The sequence below is a fragment of the Cryobacterium sandaracinum genome, from assembly GCF_004403415.1.
GTDB classification, from domain to species: domain Bacteria; phylum Actinomycetota; class Actinomycetes; order Actinomycetales; family Microbacteriaceae; genus Cryobacterium; species Cryobacterium sandaracinum.
Window position 1 is genome coordinate 48,493 of the sequence record NZ_SOGO01000011.1, and the last position, 24,526, is coordinate 73,018.

The 24,526-nt window shown below is 63.5% G+C and carries 19 protein-coding genes; 11 read left to right on the top strand and 8 right to left on the bottom strand.

All coding sequences use genetic code 11. The features are described from left to right. Positions 1–38: 38 nt before the first annotated feature. Positions 39–1,847 carry a hypothetical protein gene (locus tag E3T25_RS03605; protein ID WP_241980592.1) on the bottom strand — a complete coding sequence of 603 codons (1,809 nt, stop codon included), beginning with the start codon at positions 1,845–1,847 and terminating at the stop codon, positions 39–41. Between the two features lie 807 nt (positions 1,848–2,654). Here E3T25_RS03605 and E3T25_RS03615 point away from each other — a divergent pair. From E3T25_RS03615 to E3T25_RS03645, 7 genes are all read left to right on the top strand, one after another. Further along, positions 2,655–3,332 carry a rhamnan synthesis F family protein gene (locus E3T25_RS03615; RefSeq protein WP_166785936.1) on the top strand — a complete coding sequence of 226 codons (678 nt, stop codon included), beginning with the start codon at positions 2,655–2,657 and terminating at the stop codon, positions 3,330–3,332. Between the two features lie 24 nt (positions 3,333–3,356). Beyond that, on the top strand, positions 3,357–5,393 hold the full coding sequence (locus E3T25_RS03620; RefSeq protein ID WP_134372245.1) for a glycoside hydrolase family 99-like domain-containing protein: 2,037 nt from the start codon (positions 3,357–3,359) through the stop codon (positions 5,391–5,393). A 79-nt stretch (positions 5,394–5,472) separates the two neighbouring features. Next, positions 5,473–6,603 (top strand): glycosyltransferase family 2 protein, encoded by a 1,131-nt coding sequence (locus tag E3T25_RS03625; protein ID WP_241980594.1) that lies wholly within the window; start codon positions 5,473–5,475, stop codon positions 6,601–6,603. Positions 6,604–6,705: 102 nt separating this feature from the next. Continuing rightward, positions 6,706–7,608 (top strand): ABC transporter permease, encoded by a 903-nt coding sequence (locus E3T25_RS03630; protein WP_134372247.1) that lies wholly within the window; start codon positions 6,706–6,708, stop codon positions 7,606–7,608. Between the two features lie 20 nt (positions 7,609–7,628). Continuing rightward, on the top strand, positions 7,629–8,858 hold the full coding sequence (locus E3T25_RS03635) for an ABC transporter ATP-binding protein (RefSeq protein ID WP_134372249.1): 1,230 nt from the start codon (positions 7,629–7,631) through the stop codon (positions 8,856–8,858). A 48-nt stretch (positions 8,859–8,906) separates the two neighbouring features. After that, the gene (locus tag E3T25_RS03640) at positions 8,907–9,752 is read left to right on the top strand and encodes a glycosyltransferase family 2 protein (RefSeq protein WP_241980596.1); all 846 of its coding nucleotides are present in this window, start codon (positions 8,907–8,909) and stop codon (positions 9,750–9,752) included. 26 nt (positions 9,753–9,778) lie between these two features. After that, a complete protein-coding gene (locus tag E3T25_RS03645; protein WP_134372253.1) occupies positions 9,779–11,113 on the top strand; it encodes a glycosyltransferase family 4 protein in 1,335 nt (444 codons plus the stop codon). A gap of 12 nt (positions 11,114–11,125) precedes the next feature. Here the strand turns inward: E3T25_RS03645 and E3T25_RS03650 are convergent, their stop codons facing one another. The 6 genes from E3T25_RS03650 to E3T25_RS03675 form a co-directional block, all read right to left on the bottom strand. Continuing rightward, complete coding sequence (locus tag E3T25_RS03650) at positions 11,126–11,920, bottom strand: glycosyltransferase family 2 protein (RefSeq protein WP_134372255.1); 795 nt, start codon at positions 11,918–11,920, stop codon at positions 11,126–11,128. After that, on the bottom strand, positions 11,917–12,753 hold the full coding sequence (locus E3T25_RS03655; RefSeq protein WP_166785937.1) for an NAD-dependent epimerase/dehydratase family protein: 837 nt from the start codon (positions 12,751–12,753) through the stop codon (positions 11,917–11,919). The genes E3T25_RS03650 and E3T25_RS03655 overlap by 4 nt, the downstream gene beginning before the upstream one ends. Further along, positions 12,750–14,138 (bottom strand): polysaccharide biosynthesis protein, encoded by a 1,389-nt coding sequence (locus E3T25_RS03660; protein ID WP_134372259.1) that lies wholly within the window; start codon positions 14,136–14,138, stop codon positions 12,750–12,752. Before E3T25_RS03660 ends, E3T25_RS03655 begins: the two co-directional genes overlap by 4 nt. 23 nt (positions 14,139–14,161) lie before the next feature. Next, complete coding sequence (gene rfbA / locus E3T25_RS03665) at positions 14,162–15,037, bottom strand: glucose-1-phosphate thymidylyltransferase RfbA (protein WP_134372261.1); 876 nt, start codon at positions 15,035–15,037, stop codon at positions 14,162–14,164. A gap of 3 nt (positions 15,038–15,040) precedes the next feature. Then, the gene (locus E3T25_RS03670) at positions 15,041–15,649 is read right to left on the bottom strand and encodes a dTDP-4-dehydrorhamnose 3,5-epimerase family protein (protein ID WP_134372263.1); all 609 of its coding nucleotides are present in this window, start codon (positions 15,647–15,649) and stop codon (positions 15,041–15,043) included. A gap of 66 nt (positions 15,650–15,715) precedes the next feature. After that, the gene (locus tag E3T25_RS03675) at positions 15,716–17,449 is read right to left on the bottom strand and encodes a cell wall-binding repeat-containing protein (protein ID WP_134372265.1); all 1,734 of its coding nucleotides are present in this window, start codon (positions 17,447–17,449) and stop codon (positions 15,716–15,718) included. A gap of 273 nt (positions 17,450–17,722) precedes the next feature. Here E3T25_RS03675 and E3T25_RS03680 point away from each other — a divergent pair, with 273 nt between their 5' ends. Beyond that, entirely contained in the window at positions 17,723–19,021 is a 1,299-nt protein-coding gene (locus E3T25_RS03680) for an ISL3 family transposase (RefSeq protein WP_134372267.1), read from the top strand. Positions 19,022–19,104: 83 nt separating this feature from the next. On the opposite strand, the gene E3T25_RS03685 is transcribed toward E3T25_RS03680, so the two are convergent. Next, complete coding sequence (locus E3T25_RS03685) at positions 19,105–21,327, bottom strand: cell wall-binding repeat-containing protein (RefSeq protein WP_166785938.1); 2,223 nt, start codon at positions 21,325–21,327, stop codon at positions 19,105–19,107. A gap of 170 nt (positions 21,328–21,497) precedes the next feature. Between E3T25_RS03685 and rfbB the strand changes: the two genes are divergently transcribed. Genes rfbB through E3T25_RS03700 form a run of 3 tightly spaced genes read left to right on the top strand, consistent with a single transcriptional unit; the run spans position 21,498 to position 24,480 of the window. After that, positions 21,498–22,484 carry a dTDP-glucose 4,6-dehydratase gene (rfbB, locus tag E3T25_RS03690; protein WP_134342657.1) on the top strand — a complete coding sequence of 329 codons (987 nt, stop codon included), beginning with the start codon at positions 21,498–21,500 and terminating at the stop codon, positions 22,482–22,484. Next, positions 22,484–23,338 (top strand): dTDP-4-dehydrorhamnose reductase, encoded by an 855-nt coding sequence (gene rfbD / locus E3T25_RS03695; protein WP_134342658.1) that lies wholly within the window; start codon positions 22,484–22,486, stop codon positions 23,336–23,338. The genes rfbB and rfbD overlap by 1 nt, the downstream gene beginning before the upstream one ends. Further along, on the top strand, positions 23,335–24,480 hold the full coding sequence (locus tag E3T25_RS03700) for a glycosyltransferase family 4 protein (RefSeq protein WP_134342659.1): 1,146 nt from the start codon (positions 23,335–23,337) through the stop codon (positions 24,478–24,480). The genes rfbD and E3T25_RS03700 overlap by 4 nt, the downstream gene beginning before the upstream one ends. Positions 24,481–24,526 lie beyond the last annotated feature (46 nt).

Genomic DNA, 24,526 nt, shown 5'->3' on the forward strand with positions numbered 1-24,526 from the left:
TTGAGTGCGGCAGGAGCGACTCTACCAATCCGTGCCGATCACGGGACCGTCACGGTCTGGCAGCCGAGCAGTTCCTCGGTGCCGTTCACACACACGGTGTGGGTGCCGGCAGGCTTCGGGACCGTGACGTCGAACCCGTGATTCGGTCCGCTTCCGGGATAGTACGACTCGAACCAGCTCAGGGGGGCGTCTGCCTTAAACGGGCCGCCTTCGCCGTTCACGTTCACCCAGATATACGAGGTCTGGGAAGTGGTGAGGTCCACCGACCAGCCACGGATGCGCACCCCGCCGGGAACGGCTTCCACGGAATCCAGGTGTCCATCCGCCGATTTCTCCACGGTCACGGTGCGACAGCCTAGCTGCGCGACAGCTCCACTGACACAGACTCGGTGGCTTCCCTTACGGGCAGGAACCCGAATTTCAAAGCCGTTGTTCTGGCCGATCCCGGGCAGGTAACCGGGCAACCAGGACAGGGCCTTGTTGGTGCGATAGGCCGACCCGTTGCCGTCTACATCGACCCAGACAAACGAGGAATCCGGCCGGGTGTAGTCCGCCGACCAACCGGACACGACGAGACCACCGGGCACACTCGTCGCGGAGTCAAGCGCCCCGGTTCCCCGCGGGACGGTGACCGTCCGGCACGAGATGAGTTCGCTCACGCCGCCGTAGATGCCGTACGCACAGATTTTTCTGGCTCCCGGGGCGGCGGGAACCTTCACCTTGAAACCGTGATCGGCCCCGGCGCCCGCAAAGAGGGAGTTGATCCACGGCAGGTTGACATCCGCCTTGTAGGCACTGCCCACCCCGTCGACATTGACCCAAATATATGACGGCTGTACGGTGCCGAAGTCCACGGCCCACCCGGATATATCGGCCCCGCCCCAGGTGCCGACAACGGTGTCCAACGAGCCCTGGCCGGCAGGGACAGTGACCCACTTGCAGGAGATCAGACTGTATGTTCCGTAGACACACACCTCATGGTCACCAGCTGTGGCAGCTATCGTCTCCGCGAATCCGTGGTTCGGGCCGAAGCCGGGAAAAACGCTGTCGAACCAAGACAGCGACTTGTCGGCCTTCACGGGGCCACCCTGCCCGTCGACGTTGACCCAGGCATATGCCGAGGCGGCGTTGTTCGGGTCGATGGACCAGCCCGAGATGGCGATGCCTTTGTAGACACCGATCGCACTATCGAAACTCCCGTAGCCGTTCGCGGACGTGGACCCGAACCAGTCCGTGTACATCCGCCAGAAGTTGCGGTTTCCGTAAGCTGAGCACGCATCGCCGGAGCCGTAGAGATTCCCCATGGCCGCGCCGTTCGGCTGGTAGGGCGTGTAGTAATACAGCGCGGCGGTGGCGGCATTTCGAATCCGAACGGCCGTCGACCCACAGGCGCTGTTGGGGTGGAAGAGCACGTTCGAGGCAGCCCCGACCGGGAACCACGTGAAGCGCTGAGTCGTTCCAGGCGGGTTCGCGTAGCGCTTGAATTGCCAGGCCGAGTTATAGACCTGGTTGTAGAAGCCGAAATACTGAGCATCACAGGGGGCCGTGTCCGGGCAGGCGTAACCCATGGCCCGGTCGTACCGGGCCGCCGACGGCGCACTCGCCGAGATCAACGACTGTTCCTTCTGCAGGGTTACCAGAAGCACCTTCGGGCTGATTTTGCAGGCCTGGGCGACTTTGGCGATGATCGCCGCCGAAGTCTCATTGCTGCCGCCCTGGTATGAGGCACACATGGCGTCAGCGGGTCGAGACCAGGTGGACTGACGATAATCCTTGATGCAGGTATAGCCGGCGGCACAAACCGAGCTCTTGTTGTTCAGGAAACTCTGGATCTCGGACTGCGACATTGAAGAACCCGCATAGAAATTCTCATCACTGATGATGTAGCCAGGGTCGAAGTCACTCCCGTTCGCGGCTGTGGCGGGCTGGGATCCAGTACTGAGCGAGAGAGGAACAAACAGTGCGACGAGAAATACCAGCGCCACTGACAGCCCAAAAATCCTTTTCATGCACAACTCGTCTCGCTCGTGTGAATACTCATCTAATCGGTGTGCATTTACCGGGTGCGTCGGAGTTCGACCCTGAAAAAGATCCCACTTGACCCTACGTCAGCATCCGGCACGCCTCCGACCCCCCGTTCTGGGCGCTTGCCAAGGGCCCGAAGACCAGCCGATCGGCAGCGATAGTATTCTTAGTCATGTATGCCTATCGAAACTGACGCGACAGATCGGTTCCAATGTCAAAAGATTCAAGTTCACGGCCAGACGGTGCAAGTGACGCCTTGCTTTCCGCTGAATTGCATGAAGCCCGACTGGAAATCCGTGCCCTTCGGTCTGAACTGGCACAGGTTGCACCAGTCATTGCAGACCTGAAGCGGCAGGTTGTCGCCGCTAAGGCGCAGGGCGAACGGTACCGACGCCAGGTCGAGATTCTGCGACTCTCGCTGTCCTGGCGGGTCACCCAGCCCCTGCGCGTGCTTCGGCGGCGAGGAGCGAATGCCAACCGCTAAGCCAGCGCGGATGTCCGCGCAACGGGTCCTCGAGGCCACCAAATCCTCCATTCGGTTTGATCGCGGCAGCCCTCGGCTCCCGGTCACGGATCGCGTGGCCATAGTGGCGAGCTACGGCCCAACCGCGTCCGTATCGCTGTCACTGGTGACTCTGACCGCAGAACTCGAGCGAAACGGCTACACGGTCATCATCGTGCGGGCATCGGCTGATGACACGCCGCTCGACTGGCCCGCCGACGCAGCATCGAATCCCATCATCGTGCGCCGGTCGAATGTCGGATACGACTTCGGCTCCTGGTCAGTGGGACTTGATCTCTTCCCGGCCGTACGCAAGAAACCCTTCGTCATTCTTGCAAACGACAGCCTCGTCGGCCCGTTCGCCAGCCTGGATCCTGTGATCCACGATTTCGAAACCAGCTCCACTGATGTGTGGGCCGCCACGAACACGTCCCAACTGTTCGACCACGTTCAGAGCTTCTTCGTCGGATATCGCGCGGGCATCCTCAACAACCCTGCGCTGAGGCAGTTCTGGTCGTCCTTGACCGTGGAGACAGACAAGAGCCTCATCATCGACCGGTATGAACTCGGATTGAGCCGAATGCTCTTCGCAGAGGGGCTCACCACTTCCGTCTGTTTCGAGTCGGAACGGCTGGTCTTCCCCACTGAGAATCCGACCATGCAGGGGTGGCGAGACCTGCTCCAGCTGGGCTTCCCCTTCATCAAGCGGGAACTCCTGACCAACCCGGCCGTTGTCGCCGATGGCGGAGACGTTCCCTCCGAAGTCGAATCACGCTACGGAACCGACCCCCGAGATTGGCTGTAGGCCGAGGCGCCTGAGGACTGACATATGAAATCACGCAAACTTCCGCGCGTCCGACGCGAGCTGAGCCGAAGCTTCGGGTTCCTGGCCCGCACTCTGGCTGTGCCGACGGCACACGCATCCATTCCATCCCATCAGGCGGACTTCGCCCGGTGGGTCGAACGGCGTTCGGGCCGACTTCGCCCGAGCATCCCCCAGCCGTGGGTCGGCATGCCCCACTCGCCGGAGTCTCCGGCGCGGATCGCAGTTCTGCTCCACGTGTATTACACGGACCTCATCGACCAGGTCCTTGCAGAACTGCAACACATCCCCGTCGCCTTCGATCTGATCGTGACGAACGCGACCGGCAAGCCGCTCAGCCTCCGGACAACTGAGCTGGACAACCTCTCCCACCTGACGATGCTGGACGTCGAGAACCGGGGCCGGGACATCCTGCCCATGGTCTCCGTCATCAACGCCGACCTACTCGAGCCCTACGAGCTCGTTCTGAAAATCCACACCAAGAAGAGCGAATGGCGGCGGGATCACGCCGAGCTCGGCGGCGACGGCGATGCCTGGCGTGATGGCTTCATCACCGGCCTGCTCGGCTCTCGACCCAACGTGGAGAGGATCCTGTCCGAGTTCGCCGAGGACCCGCGTCTGGGCCTTCTCACCACCGATGGCAACGTGCTCGGGCCGGCCTTCTGGGGAGGCGATCGACGTCTCGCCCGCGAGTTGCTGCTCCGGCTCCAGCTCGAGCTGGATGAAGAGAGCCTCCGCTTCGCGGCCGGTTCCATTTATTGGGTGCGCGGCTTTATTCTTCAGGCGCTGCGGTCCCTCAGCCTCGAAGCTGACGATTTCGACAAAGAAACCGCTCAAGTAGATGGAACGACCGCACACGCGGTGGAACGCCTGATCGGCGTCCTCGCCCTCGAGGCCGGCTATGAATTGCGTGAAACGGGTGAACTGCTCGCCGGCGCTTCCGAGGGATGGTGCCACTTCGAGGAGTCGCAGGAGCGACTTCCGCGTGCCCGCGTCATTCCCTTCTATTTGCCTCAGTTCCATGCTTTCCCCGAGAACGAGTCGTGGTGGGGAGCGGGCTTCACGGAGTGGTCGAACGTTGCCGCTGCCACTCCCGTCTTCCGCGGCCACAACCAGCCGTTCCTCCCCGCGGACCTGGGCTTCTACGACCTCTCGTCCGACACCGTTCGATCCCGGCAGTACGCCCTCGCCCAGATGGCAGGGATCGAGGGCTTCATGTATTACTACTACTGGTTCGCCGGAAAAAAACTCATGGACATGCCCATCGAGAACCTTGTGGCTACCGACGATGATGCGCCGTTCTGTCTCATGTGGGCCAACGAGAACTGGACCCGGCGCTGGGACGGCAGCGCTCAGAACGTGCTGATCGCCCAAGACTACGCCGAGGTCCCGGCGACCCAGTTCATTCACGACGTGCTGCACTTGATCACGGACCCCCGCTACATCCGCGTCGACAACAAGCCCCTCATCTCGGTTTATCGAATCACGCAGATTCCCGACTACGCGAACGTGCTCGACTACTGGCGGACCGTCGCAATGGAGGCCGGACTCGACGGGCTTACGATCATCACAGTGGACGTCGGACATAGCATGGACGGAATCGAAGGCGACCTGGATGCGCATGGTCTCGATGCCTTCCTTGAATTCGCACCGCACAATCGACGTTGGACACCACAATCCCGCGAGCACCTGACAGTGGACCCCCGATTCGGGGGAAATATCCTGAGCTACGCCGCAATGGCCAGCGACTCCGAATTGCAGCTACGGGGCCCCGTAAGCGACCAACGGTTCCCAGGAGTGATGGTCAACTTTGACAACACCGCCCGGCGCCAATGGCAGCCCGACCTGTGGTACGGCTCCAATCCCTTCACGTTCCGACGTTGGCTGAATTCTGCGGTCTCTGCCATCGCGGATCGCGATCGTGATCATCGACTCGTGTTCATCAACGCCTGGAACGAGTGGGCTGAAGGCACCGTGCTGGAGCCTTCCCAGCGTTTTGGGCGCACCTACCTGCTCGCCGTCCGAGACGTTCTGTTCCGCTAGGGACCTCCCCTTCGAGGGGTTTCTGACACAATTACGACGGGCGACGTCTGTCGCCCGCGGCACCAAATGAAAGTTGTTTATGAAGATCGCGATGACCATGATGGTTCGTGACGAAGTTGACATCATCGCTCCCATGATCGAACACCATCTTCGCCAGGGCGTGGACGTCATCATTGCCACCGACAACGGATCGGTGGATGGGACGACCGAGATCCTCGAAAAATACGCCGCCAGAGGGCACGTTGTTCTGCGCCACGATCCGGTTCACCGCAAGCAGCAAGGTGTTGTCGTAACGCAGATGGCGCGGGACGCAGCGTCCATTTACGGCGCAGACTGGGTCTTGAATGCGGATGCTGATGAGTTCTGGATGCCGAAGGACCCAGCCCTTACACTGCGCGATGTGTTCGTCAATCTAAATAAGGGCATCCAGTCATTCCTAGTTGAAGTCGTAGATATGACCGGACCACCCGCGCTGGCCGGCACCGGTCTGCAGCGCCTCCTCTACCGGGACCTTCGCAGCACCAAGGAGTTGAACGCGGTCGGCCTTCACTCTCATTCGACTCCTAATGCCGTCCACGTCGGTGATCCCAGCGTCACTGTCGTGCAGGGGAATCATCTGGTGAGCCTCGCGAGCCTCGGCACGCCACCGCCGGAACTCGCCATCGAAGTGCTCCACTTCCCTTGGCGGTCATGGGCGCAGTTCAGCCGCAAGGTCGACAACTCTGGGCGCGCGTACCTCAATGCCAGCGGACTGACTCCCAGCCCGAACCATCACGGCATGCGCGATTTCCATCGTCTTCAGGACGGGACACTGTTCGCGTCCTACCTGTTCCGACACCCGACGTCGGAGGACCTCGCCGAGGGCATCGCCTCCGGTTCCTACGTAGAAGAGCGGCGGATCGCCGACACGACGACGTCTCCTGCTCCCGACGTCCCGGTCGACCAGGAGAAAAGCGCGAGAGAATGGGCGTTCGGCAAGGTCATCGGTGGTCTGGAGTACCGCGTGCGAACGCTCGAAACTGAAGTCGCCGCGGCGGGTGACCGCAACGCCGAACTGGCCGTCGGTATCCACGAACTCGAAGAGCGGCTGGGTGAGGAAAAGGTGGCTCGAATTCGTGCGCAAACGACCCTTGAGACCACGCTCAATCGGCGCGTCGTGCGGGCCGCCGATCGAATCGTGCACGCCGTTCATAGTTTGCGCCATCGCTGACTACCCTCACTGCGCGGTCTCTCCCTGAGACTGCCAGCAGGCTGGACGAAGAAGTCAGCGCGTATACTTGGCCAGTCCTCTCCTCGAAATGAAGTGAAATCTATGTCTGCTCAAGAGCGATTCACCGCACTCGCCCAACAAAAGCTGGTGATTGTCGGATCAGGTTCACGGAAGGGGCTCGGAACCTGGGACTCCGTGCGCGAGATCTTCACGCAACGCGAGATGCTGGCACTCCTGATCCGCCGCGACCTGAAATCCCGGTACAAGGACAGCACGCTGGGATTCGTCTGGACGCTCGTTCGACCTCTCACGCAACTCTTCATCTACTACATCGTCATCGGCAAGTTCTTGGCCGCAGAGCGGGGTATCCCCGACTTCGCGATCTATGTCTTCACGGGTCTAACCGCCTATGGACTACTGAGCGAAATCATCGGCGGTGGCACGGCCTCCATCGTTGGCAATAGCGGCCTGATCAAGAAGATCTACCTCCCGCGCGAGGTCTTCCCGCTCGCCAGCGTCGGTTCTGCACTGTTCAACTTCGCCATCCAGATGGCAATCATCGTTCTGGCGACGCTCGCGCTCGGCGCATTCCCCGCCACCACCGACATCGTGTACCTGTTTCCCGCGTTCATGGTTCTGGCCGTGTACGCGACCGCCTTCGGCCTCCTGCTCGCTGCAGTCAACGTGTACCTGCGCGACGTGCAGTACCTGGTGGAAGTGCTTCTGATGCTCGCACTCTGGGCCTCGCCCGTCGTCTACTCCTGGTCGATGGTCAAGAACATCCTGGGCGAGGGGCTCGCTCTGGACATCTACACGAACAACCCGATCACGCTGGGCGTTCTCGGCTTCCAGCGTGCCCTGTGGCTCGCCGGGCAGGGCGTCGCAGAGTACCCGCCGGACTTGATGATGCGGTTGGGCGTCGCGTTCGTGATCGGGGTCGTGTTGCTCGGCATCTTCCACCGAGTGTTCGCCCGACTCCAAGGCAACTTCGCCCAAGCACTATGACCAGCAATTCGGAGAACATCATGACGTTTGCAGTCGACGGGGCACCCAGCCTTGACGCATCCCCTGACATCGTCGTCATTGAGAACGTTTCCAAGCGGTTCGTCTTGCGCAAGGACAACTCGCTGAAGGAGCGTCTGGTCACTTTCGGTCGACGTGGTCGCCGCCACCGGGAAGAATTCTGGGCGCTGCGCGACGTGAGTACCACTATCCAGGCCGGCCACACCGTTGCTCTCATCGGGCACAACGGCTCTGGCAAGAGCACCCTGCTGAAGGTCATCGGCGGGATCCTTGATCCGTCATCGGGTCAGGTCTCACGGCGCGGCCGCATCGCGGCCCTCCTAGAGTTGGGCGCAGGGTTCCACCCTGACCTCACCGGACGCGAGAACGTGTTCCTCAACGCTTCTATCATGGGACTCAGCCGGGCCGAAACCGAAGCCCAGTTTGACGACATCTTGGCGTTTTCCGGGATCGGAGAGTTCATCGACACGCAGGTGAAGTTCTACTCCTCCGGGATGTACGTGCGGCTGGCATTCGCTGTGGCCGTTCACACCAACCCCGATCTGCTCCTTGTCGACGAAGTGTTGGCCGTCGGCGACGAGGCGTTCCAGCGTAAGTGTCTCGATAAGATTCGTTCCTTCCAGGAGGAAGGCCGCACGATCGTGCTCGTCACGCACTCGCTCGGACAGGTCACCGAGTTGTGCGACCGTGCCATCCTTCTCAACAAGGGCGAAGTCGTCTTCGACGGGGACCCGCGAGAGGCCGTCGTTCAGATGCGCGATATCCTCGAAGACCGCAGGATCGCCGAGGACACCACCGCGACCAACCCCGCGCCCTCCCGGGAAGCGAAGATCGTCTCCGCCACAGCTGGGCCGGCGCATGGTGCCGCCGGCGAGGCCATCCGACTCGGGGACGACCTCGTGATCAGCATGGATCTCGAGTTTTTGGATGCGCCGGAGGACTGGTCCTGCGCCATCCAGATCGACAACACACTCGGCCAAGTCGCTTACGGGACCACCACCAAACGGATGGGCATCAAACTCGACCGGCTCTCAGGCACGCACACCGTCGCGTTCACTCTCCGCGACACACGCTTCGGCAACGGCAAATTCTTCATCAATATTTCCCTGATCGACTCGGCTGGCCGACACTTCGCCGACCTCGCCCAGGCATGTTCCTTCGACGTGAAGGACAACCCCCTGGCCGTGGGGATGACATACGCGGAGCCTACTTTCGCACTCATCAACTCCTAGATCTTAACGCGGTCTGGCGCTCACGCCGAATGATCCGTGAAAGGCAACATGTCTCAGTCCGTACTCGTCATCACCGTGGTCTACAACACCGGTGACGTACTGGGTTCTTTCCTGGACTCCCTCGCGGCTTCCACTGATTTGCCACCCGACGTGATCGTCGTCGACAATGCGTCGGCGGACCTCGCCGTTGAGCGCGAAGCGGTGCGCGCCCACGGCGCCCGCCTGATCGAACTGCCTGACAATGTGGGCTACGGCGCGGGAATAGCCGCCGGCGTGCAGCAAGCAGGAGCTGGCTACGACTATCTACTGATCACGAATCCCGATGTTGTCTTCACCGTAGGTGCCTTGGACGCCCTCGTCGCCGCCGCGTCAGACCTGCCGAACGCCGGCTCCCTTGGTCCTCGCATCCTCGACGCAACCGGCGCCGTCTATCCATCGGCACGCGATCTGCCTTCACTGCGCACGGGCATCGGTCATGCCGTGCTCGGCAGGGCCTGGCCGAACAATCCATGGTCGCGTAGTTACCGATCAGATCGGAGCTATGGTCCCGAGCGCCGCGCGGCCGGTTGGCTGTCGGGCGCTTGTCTGCTCGTTCGACGCAGCGCGTATGAAGCGGTTGGCGGCTTCGACCCCAGCTACTTCATGTATTTCGAAGATGTCGACTTCGGCGCACGATTGTCCGAGGCCGGGTGGGAGAACGTGTATGTTCCCGCCGCGGTCGTCACGCATACCGGTGCCCACTCAACCTCGCGCAGCGCACACCGAATGGAACGCGTGCACCACGACAGCGCTTACCTGTACCTGTCCCGCAAGTACTCGGCCTGGTATCTCCTCCCCGTGCGCGGCATCCTCAGAGTCGCCCTGGCGGCACGACAGTGGTGGGTGGTCCGGTGATATCTGTCGCCAACGGTAACGGACGCATGCCGTCGATCCTGATTATCACCCCCGACACTGTCGGTGAACGCATGGCTGGCCCGGCCATCCGTGCCTGGGAAATCGCCAAGGCACTGTCGTCTCTGGCCGAGGTGCGCCTCGTTTCCACGATCGGCGCCACCGTGACACACTCGGACTTCACGGTCGCGTTCGCCGCCCAGGATCATTTGAAGCCCCACGCGGCCTGGGCAGACATCATCATCATCCAGGGTCATATTCTGCGCAGCCATCCATGGCTCAAGTCCCTCCCGACCATCATCGTGGCCGACATCTACGACCCGCTTCACCTCGAACAGCTCGAGCAGGGCAAAGACCTCTGCGAGGCAGACCGATACGCGGTTGCTCTCGATTCGGTGGAAGTCATGAACGACCAGATGGAACGCGCCGACTACATGCTGTGCGCGTCCGAGAAACAGCGAGACTTCTGGCTCGGGCAACTCGCCGGACTCGCCCGAATCAACCCGGCGACCTACGATCAGGATCCCAGCTTGCGCGCGCTGCTGGATGTGGCTCCCTTCGGCGTGGAGGATCTGCCCCCTGTACAGACTGCTCACGGCATCCGTGGAATCGTCGAGGGCATCGGCCCGGACGACAAGGTCATTATCTGGGGCGGTGGGATCTACAACTGGTTTGACCCCATTACCCTCATCAAGGCTGTCGCCCGAGTCTCCACGACTCATCCGAACGTGCGGCTCTTTTTCCTGGGGGTCAAACATCCCAATCCGGACGTTCCGGAAATGGAGATGGAACGCCGGGCGCGAGAACTCGCCGAAAGCCTGCAGCTCACCAACCGAGTCGTCTTCTTCAACGAAACCTGGGTGCCCTACCGAGAGCGCGCCAATTTTCTTTTGGACGCGGATCTCGGTATCAGCACCCACCTGGATCATGTGGAGACCGCCTACAGCTTCCGAACCCGCATCCTGGACTACCTGTGGGCGTCCCTGCCGATTATTGCCACCGACGGTGACACGTTTGCCCCGATAATCCGCGGCAATGCGCTCGGCACTGTCGTTCCTGCCAAGGACGTCGATGCGCTGGTCGAGGCCATCGAGACCCTGCTCTTCGACGATGCCGTCCTCGCCACGACGAAAGCGAACGTGAGAGCTCACGCCGTGAGCATGACCTGGACGTTGATGCTGCAGCCACTCATCGAGTTCTGCCGGAATCCCTACCAGGCGGCCGACCGCGAGCGCGGCGTTATCTCCCAGCGCAATCAAATCGTGGCTGACCTGCGGAAGCGCATCAGCGGCATCGAAGCCAGTTCGTCCTGGAGGATCACCGCACCTCTCAGACGGCTCACGGCCCGGCGCACGAAGCAGTGATCTGCCTGGTGGCTAGCGCGGATAGAGGAAGTCGAAGAACTCGCGTTTGAGGTCAGCCTGAGTGTGGTGCTGGTTGGACTCTGCAAGAACGAATTCGATCTCCACAGGCAGCTTGGCGAGACTGTATCCACGCTGCTTCACGAAATAGCTGAACCACAGGTCGTCCAGCATCCAGAACTGCTCGGGCAGGGTCGTGAAGAATTTCGGGTCACGGAAGAATTCCGCGTTGCACACCATTCCACCTGGGCCAACATGGTCCACTCGCCCGCCGATTTCTGATGGCGCTCGATCGTAGTAGGACTCACCGACGGCGAAGGCCCACCAACCGCTGGCGACCCGGGGATGGTAGCTTGCCACGCAGGTTGAAATGAAGTCGGCGGTGAAGTTCTCATCATCATCGATGACCACGAGCGGGCCGGTCTGGCCGGCGAGGGCGAGCTTGCGTGCCCAATAGAAACGCCCGATCGATCCCAGGTTGAACGGTGTCTTGGCGATGGTGACCCGTTTAAGCGAATGCCTGGCCGTGAACGACGCCAGGGCCTCGAGATACGTGGCGTGGTCAGTGCGGTTGTTGTTCCACAGGAACAGTTCGATACCGTCCGCAAAATCCTGTTCGTCGAGCAGCCGCAGGACATCGTTGATCCGCTCCGGCCGGTTCCACAGGCACATCAGCACGGGAATCTCCCGGCCTGACACCACGCCGAATCGGAAGGCCTTCGAGCGGAACTTCCCGCCCAGGAGACGGCGTTTGACGGCCCGCTTCACGCGGGGCATCACCCGCAACTTGATCTTGTTGAGGAAGATCATCCGAGGTCTCCAAACCCACGAGAGGGCTGGAAGTCCAACCAGCGTCGCGCGGAGTCGATTTGTGCACAGCTGTAGCTGGACGGTGCGCTGAACACGGTGTACCGAGACAGGTCGATGTCCAAATCCGCTACCAGCCGGCGATTACTCGTCGGGACGCCCGACCCGATGTTGAAGGTGGCGTGGTGGTGTGGGAGCGGCGCGGTCAGACCCGTGCCGATGGCATCCGAGACGTCGTCGACGTGGACGTAGTCCCTCACGAAGGTGTCGAGGCCTCGGAGGCCCACCGGCCGATCCGGGCCCGACTCGGCGAGCTGGGTGACCAGCGAATTTGGCATTCCGGGGCCGAACACGTTGAAAATGCGCAGGCTGACGGTTTCGATGCCATCTGCGTCACCGAGAATGCGCTCCGCGGCATACTTGGTGCGAGCGTACTGAGACCCCAGCACAATGGGTGCCGACTCCGTGACCGGTTCGTCGTATTGATCCCCGTACAGTGCTGACGTCGACGCGAACACGATTCGGCTGATACCGAGCTCGCGTGCCACAGAGGTCAGGGTGTCGACGGAGTCCACATTGATGTGCTGGGTCCGCTGCCGATCCAGATCGCACGCCTGACCGGTCAGCGACGCCAGGTGCACAACCACATCCGGCCGGATCATTTCGAGGGAAGCCCGAAAGGCTTCACTGTCGCCGATATCCACGGCCAGACCTCCCCCGGTCGGCTCGGTGCGGACCGAAACCAGAGAGATCAGATCGAGGTCAGACCGGTTTTGCAACGACTGGGCGACCCTGCGCCCGATGACACCTTGCGCGCCTGACAGGAGCACTTTCACTGGAGCGCAAATCCAAGCTGTTTCAGCATGGCCACAGCCTGCGGTGGCGTCACCGAGTACGCGCTGGTTTGCTCCAGGAGTGCTTCGACGGACTCCATGAAGGCGGATTCGTCGAAGTCCCGCGCGTCCCGGACGACGAAGATCTTGGGGTTCCGAGTCGTGCCGACATTGGACGGCTCGTAGCTGAGTTCCTCGAACATCTTCTCGCCAGGACGGAGCCCGGTGATCTCAATGGTGAGGGTGGGATCGACGGCCTTGACCAGGCTCTGTGCCAAATCAAGAATCTTGACCGGCTCCCCCATGTCGAGAACGAAGATATCGCTGTCCCTGCCGATCATCGCTGACTGGATGATGAGCTGGCTGGCTTCGTCGATGGTCATGAAGAACCGCGTCACATCGGGATGGGTGACCGTCAGGGGCGCCTTCTTCGATATCTGGCTCCGGAACGTCTGCATCACCGAGCCGTTGCTCTGAATCACATTTCCGAAGCGGACGGCGTTGAAGGTGGTCGAGTGTGATCCGCCGGCGAGGGTCTCCATGATCATTTCGCCCAGCCGTTTCGTCGCCCCCATCACGTTGACGGGGTTGACCGCCTTGTCAGTGGACACGTAGACGAAATTGGGCACAGCGTGTTCGATGGCGAGACGCATGAGGGTGAGAGTGCCCCCTACGTTGTTGTTGATAGCCTCGAGCGGGTTCGCTTGCATAAGAGGAACGTGCTTATACGCCGCCGCGTGAAAGATGATGTCGGGTCGAAATTCCCGGATGATCCGCTCGAGAAGACGTTCATTCTTGACATCGGCGATGTGGTAGCTGACCTTCTCGTTTCCCTGCAGGCCCTGCCCCAGGAAGAAGATGCCGTTTTCCCACCAGTCGACACACGCGATCGCTTCGGAGTTCATCCCTGCAATCTGCCGCACCAGCTGCGATCCGATCGACCCGGCCGCGCCCGTGATGAGCACGCGCTTGCCCTCCAGGAATCGGGCGGACGATACGAGGTCCTGCTTCACCGGTTCGCGCCCCACCAGGTCGAGCACGTCGATGTCGGTGAGGTCCTCGATGTCGACCGTCTCTCGCGTCAGGATGCTGTACGTCCGTGGGACGATCGCGATCTCGACGTCGTCGGTCTCGATGCTGTTGACGAAGTCTCGGACGGTCTTGGAACCGACCGACGGTATGGCGAAGTAGACTATCGCAATCTGCCGCTCGGCGATCACGGAATTGATGTCACTCAGCCGCCCGAGCACCTCGGGCGCGCTGGAAGCGTCGTCGAGGTACCCCGCAACGCTGCCTCCGCGTTTGGCGATGTTTCGCGCCAAGGCCTTCCCCGCGGTGCCATGCCCGACGATGAGGATGGGCTTGTCGATCCGTTCCACAGCATTCACTCAGGTGACCCGACGCGTGCTAACTACTCAGCCCGAGCGGAGAGAAGGAGGTTCTCGAGATACAAACCATAGCCACTCTTGACAAGGGGGGCCGCGATCGCTGCGAGCCGCTCGTCAGAAATCCAGCCGGCACGCCAAGCCACTTCCTCGATGCAGCCGATTTTGAAGCCCTGGCGGTCTTCGATCACGCGCACGTATTCGGATGCCTGCATCATTGACTCAAAAGTGCCGGTATCCAGCCAGGCTGTGCCGCGGTCCAGTACCTGCACGTGCAGGGTGCCCTGCTCGAGGTAGCGCTCGTTGATCGTGCTGATCTCGAGTTCGCCACGGGCACTGGGCTCGATGGTCTTCGCGATCGCGACGACGGAGTTGTCATAGAAGTAGAGCCCGGGCACGGCGTAGTTGCTCTTGGGCTTGGCGGGCTTCTCTTCGATCGAGAGCGCCGTCATGCTGTCGTCGAATTCGACGACGCCGTACGCCGTGGGGTTGCTGACGTGGTAAGCGAAGATGCGTGCGCCCTCGAGATCGGCATTGCCGCGAAGCGAGGCTCCCAGGCCTGCACCGTGGAAGATGTTGTCGCCGAGCACCAGAGCCACGCTCTCGTCGCCGATGAACTCCTCGCCGATGATGAACGCCTGCGCCAGACCATCGGGCGACTCCTGCACCGCATATTCGATCCGGATGCCAAGCTCAGAGCCGTCTCCGAGTAGAGCCCGGAACTGGTCGTTGTACTCCGGCGTCGTGATGATGAGAATCTCGTTGATGTCGGCCATCAATAAGGTCGACAAGGGATAGTAAACCATCGGCTTGTCGTAGATCGGCATGAGCTGCTTGGAGATGCCCTTGGTGATCGGCCAGAGGCGCGAGCCCGAGCCACCGGCCAGAATGATGCCGCGCATCGGTTATCTCCCCTCGTTCAGAGACGCGTAGAACGCACGCGTGTCGGCCCAGGCCGGGAGCAGTCCGCTCGCGGCCGCTTCGGCGAGGCCCGGTGCCCCGGTGTCCTTCGGCGAGAGGAGAAGCTCACCGGCTTCGCTAGGGAAGACAAGTCCGACGTCACTGTCGAGGGGATTGATTCCGTGTTCACGGGAGGCGTTGAAGACATCCGTCACCAGGTAGCTGACGGTGGCGTTCTCAGTTAGGGCCACGAAGCAGTGGCCGAGCCCCTCGGAGAGGTAGATTGCCTTGCGGTCGACGTCGTCGAGCAGCACGGAGTCCCACTGACCGAAGGTCGGCGAACCGACGCGGATGTCGATGACGTAGTCGAGAACGGCACCAGATGGTGCCGTGACGTACTTGGCCTGCCCCGGCGGAATGTCAGCGAAGTGGATACCGCGCACGACGCCCCGCTTCGACACCGAAGTGTTGGCCTGGCGGAGGTTCAGCGAATGGCCGATCGTCTCCTCCAGCCGGTCAAAACGGTACCACTCGAAGAAAACACCGCGATCATCACCGTGCTGTTTCGGCGTAATCTCATAGGAATCGGGGATCGAAAGCTCACGAATTTGCACATGTGGAGTCTAGCAACCCCTCCGCAGTGTCCTCCGGTCTGCCCGGGGCCGGCGAATCACGTGCGGCTAACGAAGGTAGGCGTTCAGTTTGCCGGTCAGCTCGGCTGTCACGGACGAGGTGCCGCCCAGGACCACGATCTTCGCCGGCTGCAGCCGCTTCAGTTCGGTGGCAATCGACGTGGGGATGCTGTCAGCCGTGACCAGCAACACCGGGCTGCGGTCCTTGCCGGCGACGGGCGCACCCGACAGGGCGTCCGGGAACGTCAGTCCGTTCGCGAGATACACTACCGGAACGTTCGGGCCGAAGCTCGTCCGGGAGATCGCCGCCGACGCCTCGAAGCGGTCGGCTCCGTCCCACCGCTCCACGGTGCCGGTGGTGAAGGGGCGCAATGCCGTCTCCACGGCCGCACTCACCGACGCCGGGCCTCCCAGAACCACGATCCGCTGTGGATCCAGACGGCCCAGCTCGGCCGCGATCGACGTAGGGATACCGCCGGGCGTCACGAGCAGGATCGGGGAACCGTCCTTCGCCGCGACCGGTGCTCCCGACAGGGCATCGGGGAAGTTAAACCCGTTGGCCACGTAGACCACCGGAACGTTCGGGCCGAAGCTCGTCCGGGAGATCGCCGCCGACGCCTCGAAGCGGTCGGCTCCGTCCCACCGCTCCACGGTGCCGGTGGTGAAGGGGCGCAATGCCGTCTCCACGGCCGCACTCACCGACGCCGGGCCTCCCAGAACCACGATCCGCTGTGGATCCAGACGGCCCAGCTCGGCCGCGATCGACGTAGGGATACCGCCGGGCGTCACGAGCAGGATCGGGGAACCGTCCTTCGCCGCGACCGGTGCTCCCGACAGGGCATCGGGGAAGTTAAACCCGTTGGCCACGTAGACCGTGGCCACATCCCGGCCGAAGCTGGCGCGTGAGATGGCCGCCGACGCGTCGAACCGGTCGGGCCCGGAGCGGCGGTCGATCATGGAGGATCCGAACCAACCGTTGTAGATGCCCCAGAAGTTGCGGTTGCCGTACTCCGAGCACTCGTCCCCGTCCCCGAAGAAGTTCGTCAAGGCGGCGGCGTTGGGTTGAAAGGGCGTGTAGTAGTACAGCGCGGCGGTCGCCTTGTTCTGGATCGTCACGGCCGGGCTGGCACACTCCCGCTCGGGGTGGGACGAGTACTTGATTTTGCTGGCTGCCCCGACCGGGAAGTAGGTGAGGGTGGTGTTGGCCGGACTGCTGTAGAACTTGAACTGACGGGCTGCACTGAAGAGCTGCTTGAAGAAGCCGAGGTATTCCGGATCGCACGACGTGGTGCCGGGACAGTTGTAGCCGACCGCGCGGTCGTACTGATTCTGCAGCGGCCACGTGTCGGTGACGAGCCCCTGCTCCTTCTGCAGTAAAACGAGAAGTACCTGCTGGCTGATCCCGCAGGCGAGCCCGACCTTGGTGATGATGCGCGCCGCGGACTCCCCGTCGGCTCCCGCGTATGCCCCGCACACGGCGTCCGCAGCCTTGTTCGACGTGGTCTGCCGGAACAATTTCAGGCAGGTGTACCCGGCACGGCAGGCGGGCACCTGAGTGCTCAGGAATTTCTGGACCTCGAACTCGGATAGCGCCGATCCGTTGTAAAAGTTCCCGTCGCTGATCAGATTGCCTGCCCTGAAATCGGCACGGGAGATGGCGAGCGTCTCGGCGGCCAGCAGGTTGCTCAAATAAGGCTGATCGGCATCCGGCGCAGCCTGCGCGGGGGCCGCCGGCTGGAGTGACGCGAGCCCGGACGCAATGATCACGACTGCCAGCACCATGCCGACCAGGCGTCCGCCGAGCCCGCCTGCGCCGCTCCGGCGCCTCCGCACACAACAGCTCATGGATGTTCCCCCGGTTAGACGACCAATGACACCTGACCCTACTCCCGTTGCGACCCCCGGGAGGCCGTCCAGCGTCGAACGAATTCGACGGAGATTTTGGCTCCCCTGCTGTATCCGTGGGTGTTTCGGAGCGCCTTAACGGCCGCACGCCGCTTCCTGTCTAGGTTTCTGACTGTCAAAGGAAAGAAACTTTATAGGCGGGAAAACGGCGTGCGGATTCTAACAATATGGCGGACTTTGCTCGGTGTCGACAAGACAGTGGTCGAGGACGTTGATCTCGACCTCGTAGCGGGCGTTTTTGTTGCGTCGGTGCGACTGACCAGGTCGATGCGGAACCGGTGCGGGAGCTGCCAGAAGCGCTGCCCGCGCTACGACGAGGGGGCGGGGCGGCGCCGGTGGCGGGGATTGAATTTCGGCTCGACCCGGGTCTTTCTGGAGGCGGATGCCCCGCGGGTGTCGTGCCGGGAGCACGGGGTGATCGTGGCCGCAGTCCCGTGGGCCAGGCACCAGGCCGGCCACACGCATCACTTTGACTCTCAGGTCGCGTGGCTGGCCACTCAAACCTCTAAGGCCGCGGTCACCGTGTTGATGCGGATCGCATGGCGCACGGTCGGGGCGATCATCACCCGGGTGTGGGCTGACACGGAAGAGCTCCATGATCCCTTCGCCGGGCTCACCCGGATCGGGATCGATGAGGTCTCCTACAAGCGCGGCCGGAAGTTCTTGACCGTGGTCGTCGACCACGATTCAGGGCGCCTGGTCTGGGCTGCACCCGGCCAGGACAAGGCCACCCTGGGCACGTTCTTCGATGCGCTCGGCGCGGAACGATCCGCCCTGATCACGCATGTTTCCGCGGATGGGGCCGCGTGGATCGCGTCGGTCGTCGCAGCACGCTGCCCGAACGCGGTCCGCTGCGCGGACCCGTTCCACGTCGTGAAGTGGGCCACGGAAGCCCCCGACGAAGTTCGCAAGGCCGCCTGGACCGAGGCCCGCAAACAGGCCCGCCTAAACGAGTCCCGCACGGTTGGCCGGCCCGCGCACGACGCCCCGGCCCGGCCTCACAGCGAGCACGCGAAGTTGATGATGAACTCCCGCTACGCGCTCTGGAAAAACCCCGAAAACCTCACCGAGAAACAACAGATCAAGCTGGCCTGGGTCGTTCACACCAACCCGGCCCTGGGCCGGGCCTACTACCTCAAAGAAGGCCTCCGGCTGGTCTTCAAGCTGCCCCGCGACGAAGCCGCCGAGGCCCTGGACAAGTGGGTCGGATGGGCCCGCCGCAGCCGAATCCCGTCGTTCGTGAAACTCCAACGCTCCATCGTCAAGCACCGGGCCGCGATCCTTGCATCGATCGAGCACGGCCTCTCCAACGGCCGCATCGAATCCATGAACACCAAGATCCGACTACTCACCCGCATCGCCTTCGGCTTGAAATCGCCCGACGCCCTCATCGCCCTCGCCATGCTCAGCCTCGGCGGCCACAAACCCGCACTCCCCGGCCGGGATTAACCCACGGTTACGACAGGAGAGCCAAAATCTCCGTCGAATTCGTTCGGGGTGTGGCGGAGCGGCTCGCACGACCGGCTATCCGGTCAGGGGAGGTAGCCCGCGAGCTGTCTGGCGACCGCCTCCGAGACGGAGGCTTCCCCTCCCAAAACGATGATCTTCCCGGGCTTGAGGCGGAGGAGTTCCACCCGTATCGACTCCGGGATGCTGTCGGCCAGCACCAGGAGTATCGATGCGCCGTCCTTGGCCGCGACCGGCGCCCCCGACAGCGCATCCGGGAACTTCAGCCCGTTCGCGATGTACACCGCGCCACCCGTCACCGGGAATTTCTGCTTCGAGATGTCCGCCGATGCGGAGAACCGGTCAGCGCCCGCCAGCCGGGTCACCTGGCCCGGCGCCCAGCGCGTCAGCGCCGTCTCCACGGCCGCATTCACCGATGCCGGACCCCCCAGGATCACGATCTTCGCCGGGGCCAGCCGATCCAGCTCGGTCCGGATCGTTGGCGGAATGGCGTCGGCTGTCACCAGGAGAACCGGCGCGCCGTCCCTGGCCGCGACCGGTGCCCCCGACAGCGCATCCGGGAATTTGAGCCCGTTCGCAATGTAGACAGTCCGTCCGGCCTCCGTGAACGTCGCCGCCGAGATGGCCGCGGACGCGGCGAAGCGGTCAGCGCCTGCCAGCCGAGTCACGCGGCCGAGAGTCAAGGGAACCAACGCTGTCTCGACGGTCGTGCCCACGGACGCCGGACCACCCAGAATCACGATCTTCCCCGGTTTGAGTCGCTCCAGCTCCGTCTTGATCGAGGCCGGGATGCTGCCTGGCAGCACCAGCAGAATCGGAGCCCCCTCCCGGGCCGCAACCGGCGCCCCCGACAGCGCATCCGGGAAATTGAGCCCACTCGCCACGTACGCCGTGTCAACGCCGGGAGCGAAGTTCGCCGCGGAAATCGCCGCAGATGCCGAGAACCGGTCTGCCCCTGACAGACGGGGAATCGGACTGAGCAGGGAGACCGTCACCGAAACGGTGCCGCCGGAGATGACCCCCACCGTCACCCTGACACCCTGGGACCGCGTTTCGAGGCTCTGGCCTGCCGACAGGTAGAGCTTGTGGCCATCGATGCTGCCGGCATCCGGACTCAGGAGAACGACGGACGATCCGTCGTCGCGCAGGGTCAGAACCCGCACGCCCGTGCTGATGCCGTAGCCACCGAGCTGTCCCCCCGCATACAGGGCACCGGTGTCGGAGCCGCCGCCACCACGGAAGTCGACAAAGTAGATGCTCCCCGTGACCGGATCGGTGATGGCCAGGGCCCGACGCCCGGATGCCGCCCCGGTCGTCGAGAGTGAGGTGACGACCTCCAGGGTGTTCCCACCTGCGGGCAGGGCGATCGCCTGGACCTCACCGTCCGACAGCGCGCCGAGCCGCAGTTTGTGCGTGACATTCAGCGCGGTGGGCACCACATTGGACACGCCGTTCATGGTGAAGGCCAACCCCATCACGTCGTACAGGTCCATATACAGATCGTCAAAGCATCCGTCCGAGAAAGTTCCGGTGGAGGAATCGAGCTGGCCCTCGCTGGTCGTTGCGTCCGGACAGAAATGAACATTGGAGTGATTCAGCCCCAGGTTGTGGCCGAACTCGTGTGCGACCACATCCAGGTTGGTGGCACCGCCCACGGAGACCCAGATGACGCCACCGTTGTTGCCGCTCACCGGAGCCGAAAAGCTGCCGACGGAACCCACGCCGGTGCCGCCGCAACCGTCCGGCACCAGAACCATCAGGTGGCGGGCCGCGGTGGACACGTAGTGACCGAGGTCCGGATGCCCGAAGGCTGCTCCCGCTTCCTCCCAGATCGTGTGCAGCTGGTCGCACACGTTACCGCTGGCATAGCGACGGATGCTGGGATCGGGTGTCAGCGACACCACCTGGTTCTTCGACTGGGCCTTCCAATACGCGCCCGTCTCGGCAACCAGCTGGCGGACCGCCGCGTCCGTGATGAACGTCGACGGCCCCGCAGCGTCGGCGGGCATGACGACGGCAACATCGATCGTGTGCGCTGCGGCTGCGAAGTCGGCGACCGAAAATTCCGGCGGGGCCGCCGACCGCGCCTCCGGGCCGACCGGGACGCCCAGGAGGTCCGCCGGGCTCACCGTGTCGTCAGCGAGGTCGTGCGCGCGCACCGGGCCGGACTCGGCCGTGAGCTTCGGCGCGGCGAAGGCCCCGGCGGTTCCGCCCTGGAGCAGGGCAAGGCACAGGAATAGTGACGTCGCTATCGTGAGACGCGACCCTGCTACTTGTGAAATGGCCATGGCAACTCGTTCCCCGCGCGTCGAGTACGACCCAGTGCCGTGCCCCCCCTCGAATCCAAGCAGCATTTCAACGACAGGGGAAGGCACCCGTTCGGGCGCCCTCAGGAAGAGCCGCGCGCGCCCGGTAGTATAGGCGCGGCACTTTACGTTTACAGACAGGGCACACACATATGAAGATCCTCGTCACCGGCGGAGCCGGTTTCATCGGCTCGAACTTTGTTCGGCGCACCCTCGAAGACGCCTACCCGGGCCTCGAAGGAGCCGAGGTCGTCGTGCTCGACGCCCTCACCTACTCGGGCAACCTCGAGAACCTGGCCCCCGTCGCCGGGTCCCCGCGTTACTCGTTCGTGCACGGCGACATCCGTGACGCCGCACTGCTCGACGAGCTCTTCCCTTCTCTCGACGCCGTGGTGCACTTCGCCGCCGAGTCCCACGTGGACCGCTCGGTGCGCGACGCGTCGATCTTCGTCGAGACGAATGTGCTCGGCACGCAGCAGCTGCTCGACGCGGCGCTCCGCCACGACCTGGCCCGGTTCGTGCACGTCTCCACCGATGAGGTCTACGGCTCCATCGCCGAGGGATCGTGGAACGAGGAGCGCGCGCTGGAGCCGAACTCCCCCTACTCCGCGTCGAAGGCCGGCAGCGACCTGCTCGCGCGCAGCTACCACCGCACGCACGGTCTGAATATCTCGATCACGCGCTGCTCGAACAACTACGGGCCGTACCACTTCCCGGAGAAGCTCATCCCGCTGTTCGTCACCAACCTGATCGACGGCTTGCACGTTCCCCTCTATGGCGAGGGAAACAACATCCGTGACTGGCTGCACGTGGACGACCACACCCGCGCCATCGCGATGGTGCTCGTCGGCGGCCGCGCCGGTGAGATCTACAACATCGGCGGCGGCACCGAGCTGACCAACAAGGAGCTCACGCAGATGCTGCTCGACTCCACCGGCAAGGACTGGTCCTACGTCGACCGCGTCGCCGACCGCCTCGGCCACGACCTGCGCTACTCCGTGGATATCTCGAAGATCCAGGCCGAACTCGGCTACGCGCCCCTCGTTCCGTTCGAACAGGGACTCGCGGACGTCGTGCAGTGGTATCGCGACAACCGCACCTGGTGGGAGCCGCTCAAGGCCCGTGCGGCATTGAGCTGATGACCCGCTATCTGATCACCGGCGCGGCCGGGATGCTCGGACGCGACCTGCAGGCCGCGCTCGCCGGCCGCGACGTCACAGCGTTCGACCGCACCGAGCTGGACATCACCGACCGGGCCGCGGTTCTGGCTCAGGTCGTCGGCTACGACGTCATCATCAACGCCGCCGCATACACGCAGGTGGACGACGCCGAGACGAATGAGGATGCCGCGTACGCGATCAACGCGACCGGCCCCCACAACCTGGCGCTGGCCGCATCCGCCACCGGGGCGAAGCTCGTGCAGATCTCCACCGACTACGTGTTCGACGGCAGCGCCACCGCACCCTACGCGGAGGACACCGAGATCGACCCGATCTCCGCCTACGGCCGCACCAAGGCCGCCGGCGAGGCGTTCGTAATGCAGGAACACCCGGCGGGCAGCTACATCGTGCGCACGGCCTGGCTCTACGGCCAACACGGCCCGAACTTCCCCAAGACCATGCTGAAGCTGGCTGCAGCCCGCGACACCCTCAGCGTCGTCGACGACCAGGTCGGTCAGCCAACCTGGACCGCCGACCTGGCCGCGCAGATCGTCACCCTGCTCGATTCCGACGCGCCCGCCGGCATCTACCACGGGACCAGCTCCGGCGTGACGAGCTGGTTCGGCTTCGCCCAGGCCGTCTTCGCCACGGCCGGCCTTGACCCTGAACGGGTCACTCCGACCGACAGTTCGCAGTTCGTGCGCCCGGCCCCCCGGCCCTCGTATTCGGTGCTCGGCCACGATGCCTGGGCTACCGCCGGGCTGTCCCCCATTCGCGACTGGCGCGAGGCTCTGGCCGCGGCGGCCGAGCAGGGGATCTTCGCGGACCAATGACCACACTGAGAGTCGTCCTGGACCAGATGATTGCACCGGTCCCGGGTGGCATCGGGCGTTACACCGAAGAACTGACCCGGGCCCTGATCGCGGCGGCGCCGGCCGGTTGCGACGTCGAAGGAATCGTGTCGTCGTCGTCGGCCGAGCACTACGCCAGGGTCGAAACGTCCCTGCCGGGTCTGGCCAGTCTGCACAAGACCACGTTGCCGCGGCGCGAGCTCACGGCGGCCTGGCAACTGGGCATCGCCAACAGTTCCGGGTCGGGCATGATCCATGCCCCCTCCCTGCTGGCGCCCCTGCGCAAGCACAGCATCGTCAACGACGGCACCCAGGTGACCGTCACCATTCACGACGTGCTGGCCTGGACGCATCCGGAGGCGCTCACTCCGGCGACCGTCGCCTGGACGAAGGTCATGGTCAAACGCGCCCGCAAACACGCGGATGCGATCGTGGTCCCCAGCCACGCCGTGGCCCACCAGCTCGCGAACATCGTCGACCTCGGCGACCGCGTGCGGGTGATCGGCGGCGGAATCGGAAGCGGCCTCCGCCTTCCGTCGAACTCCTCCGCGACGGAGATCATCGCGGAACGCCTGGCGTTGCCGAACGAGTACATCGTCACCGTCGGCACGCTCGAGCCGCGGAAGGCCATCACGGCGCTGATCACCGCCCTGGGCCTGCCGGGAGCGCCGGATCTCCCGCTGATCGTTCTGGGACCGGCCGCCTGGGGTGAGCTCGACGTGGCATCCGTCGCCGACGAGGCCGGCCTCCCGTGGGGCCGGGTGCGCGCCCTGAACGGGCTGACCGACGAAGAGTTGGCCGTGGTCATCTCCCGGGCGGCAGTGTTCGTCTACCCCAGCCGGGAAGAAGGCTTCGCCGGGCCGATGATCCAGGCGTTTTACCTGGGCACCCCGGTCGTGCATTCGGACGCCCCGGCCCTGGTCGAGGCCGCCGGCGACGCGGGGCTGGTCGTCGAGCGTGAGGATGCATCCGGGTACCCCGAGCGACTGGCTGCGGCCGTCACCCAGGTGCTGAGCGACACCACTCTCGCAAACCGGCTGCGCATCTTCGGTAGCGATCGAGCCCAGGCCTTCACCTGGCGCGATTCCGCCGAGCGCATCTGGCTGCTGCACGCGGACCTGTAACAGCACCACCGAGTCCGGGGCCGTTCGACCGAACCCGAACCCAACC

Coding starts and splice junctions, on each gene's coding strand:
- rfbB (WP_134342657.1), top strand. CDS start 21,498: ATGAAGATCCTCGTCACCGGCGGAGCCGGTTTCATCGGCTCGAACTTT.
- E3T25_RS03635 (WP_134372249.1), top strand. CDS start 7,629: ATGACGTTTGCAGTCGACGGGGCACCCAGCCTTGACGCATCCCCTGAC.
- E3T25_RS03685 (WP_166785938.1), bottom strand. CDS start 21,327: ATGGCCATTTCACAAGTAGCAGGGTCGCGTCTCACGATAGCGACGTCA.
- E3T25_RS03700 (WP_134342659.1), top strand. CDS start 23,335: ATGACCACACTGAGAGTCGTCCTGGACCAGATGATTGCACCGGTCCCG.
- E3T25_RS03630 (WP_134372247.1), top strand. CDS start 6,706: ATGTCTGCTCAAGAGCGATTCACCGCACTCGCCCAACAAAAGCTGGTG.
- E3T25_RS03625 (WP_241980594.1), top strand. CDS start 5,473: ATGAAGATCGCGATGACCATGATGGTTCGTGACGAAGTTGACATCATC.
- E3T25_RS03650 (WP_134372255.1), bottom strand. CDS start 11,920: ATGATCTTCCTCAACAAGATCAAGTTGCGGGTGATGCCCCGCGTGAAG.
- E3T25_RS03620 (WP_134372245.1), top strand. CDS start 3,357: ATGAAATCACGCAAACTTCCGCGCGTCCGACGCGAGCTGAGCCGAAGC.
- E3T25_RS03675 (WP_134372265.1), bottom strand. CDS start 17,449: ATGGTGCTGGCAGTCGTGATCATTGCGTCCGGGCTCGCGTCACTCCAG.
- rfbD (WP_134342658.1), top strand. CDS start 22,484: ATGACCCGCTATCTGATCACCGGCGCGGCCGGGATGCTCGGACGCGAC.
- E3T25_RS03645 (WP_134372253.1), top strand. CDS start 9,779: ATGCCGTCGATCCTGATTATCACCCCCGACACTGTCGGTGAACGCATG.
- E3T25_RS03605 (WP_241980592.1), bottom strand. CDS start 1,847: ATGTCGCAGTCCGAGATCCAGAGTTTCCTGAACAACAAGAGCTCGGTT.
- E3T25_RS03640 (WP_241980596.1), top strand. CDS start 8,907: ATGTCTCAGTCCGTACTCGTCATCACCGTGGTCTACAACACCGGTGAC.
- rfbA (WP_134372261.1), bottom strand. CDS start 15,037: ATGCGCGGCATCATTCTGGCCGGTGGCTCGGGCTCGCGCCTCTGGCCG.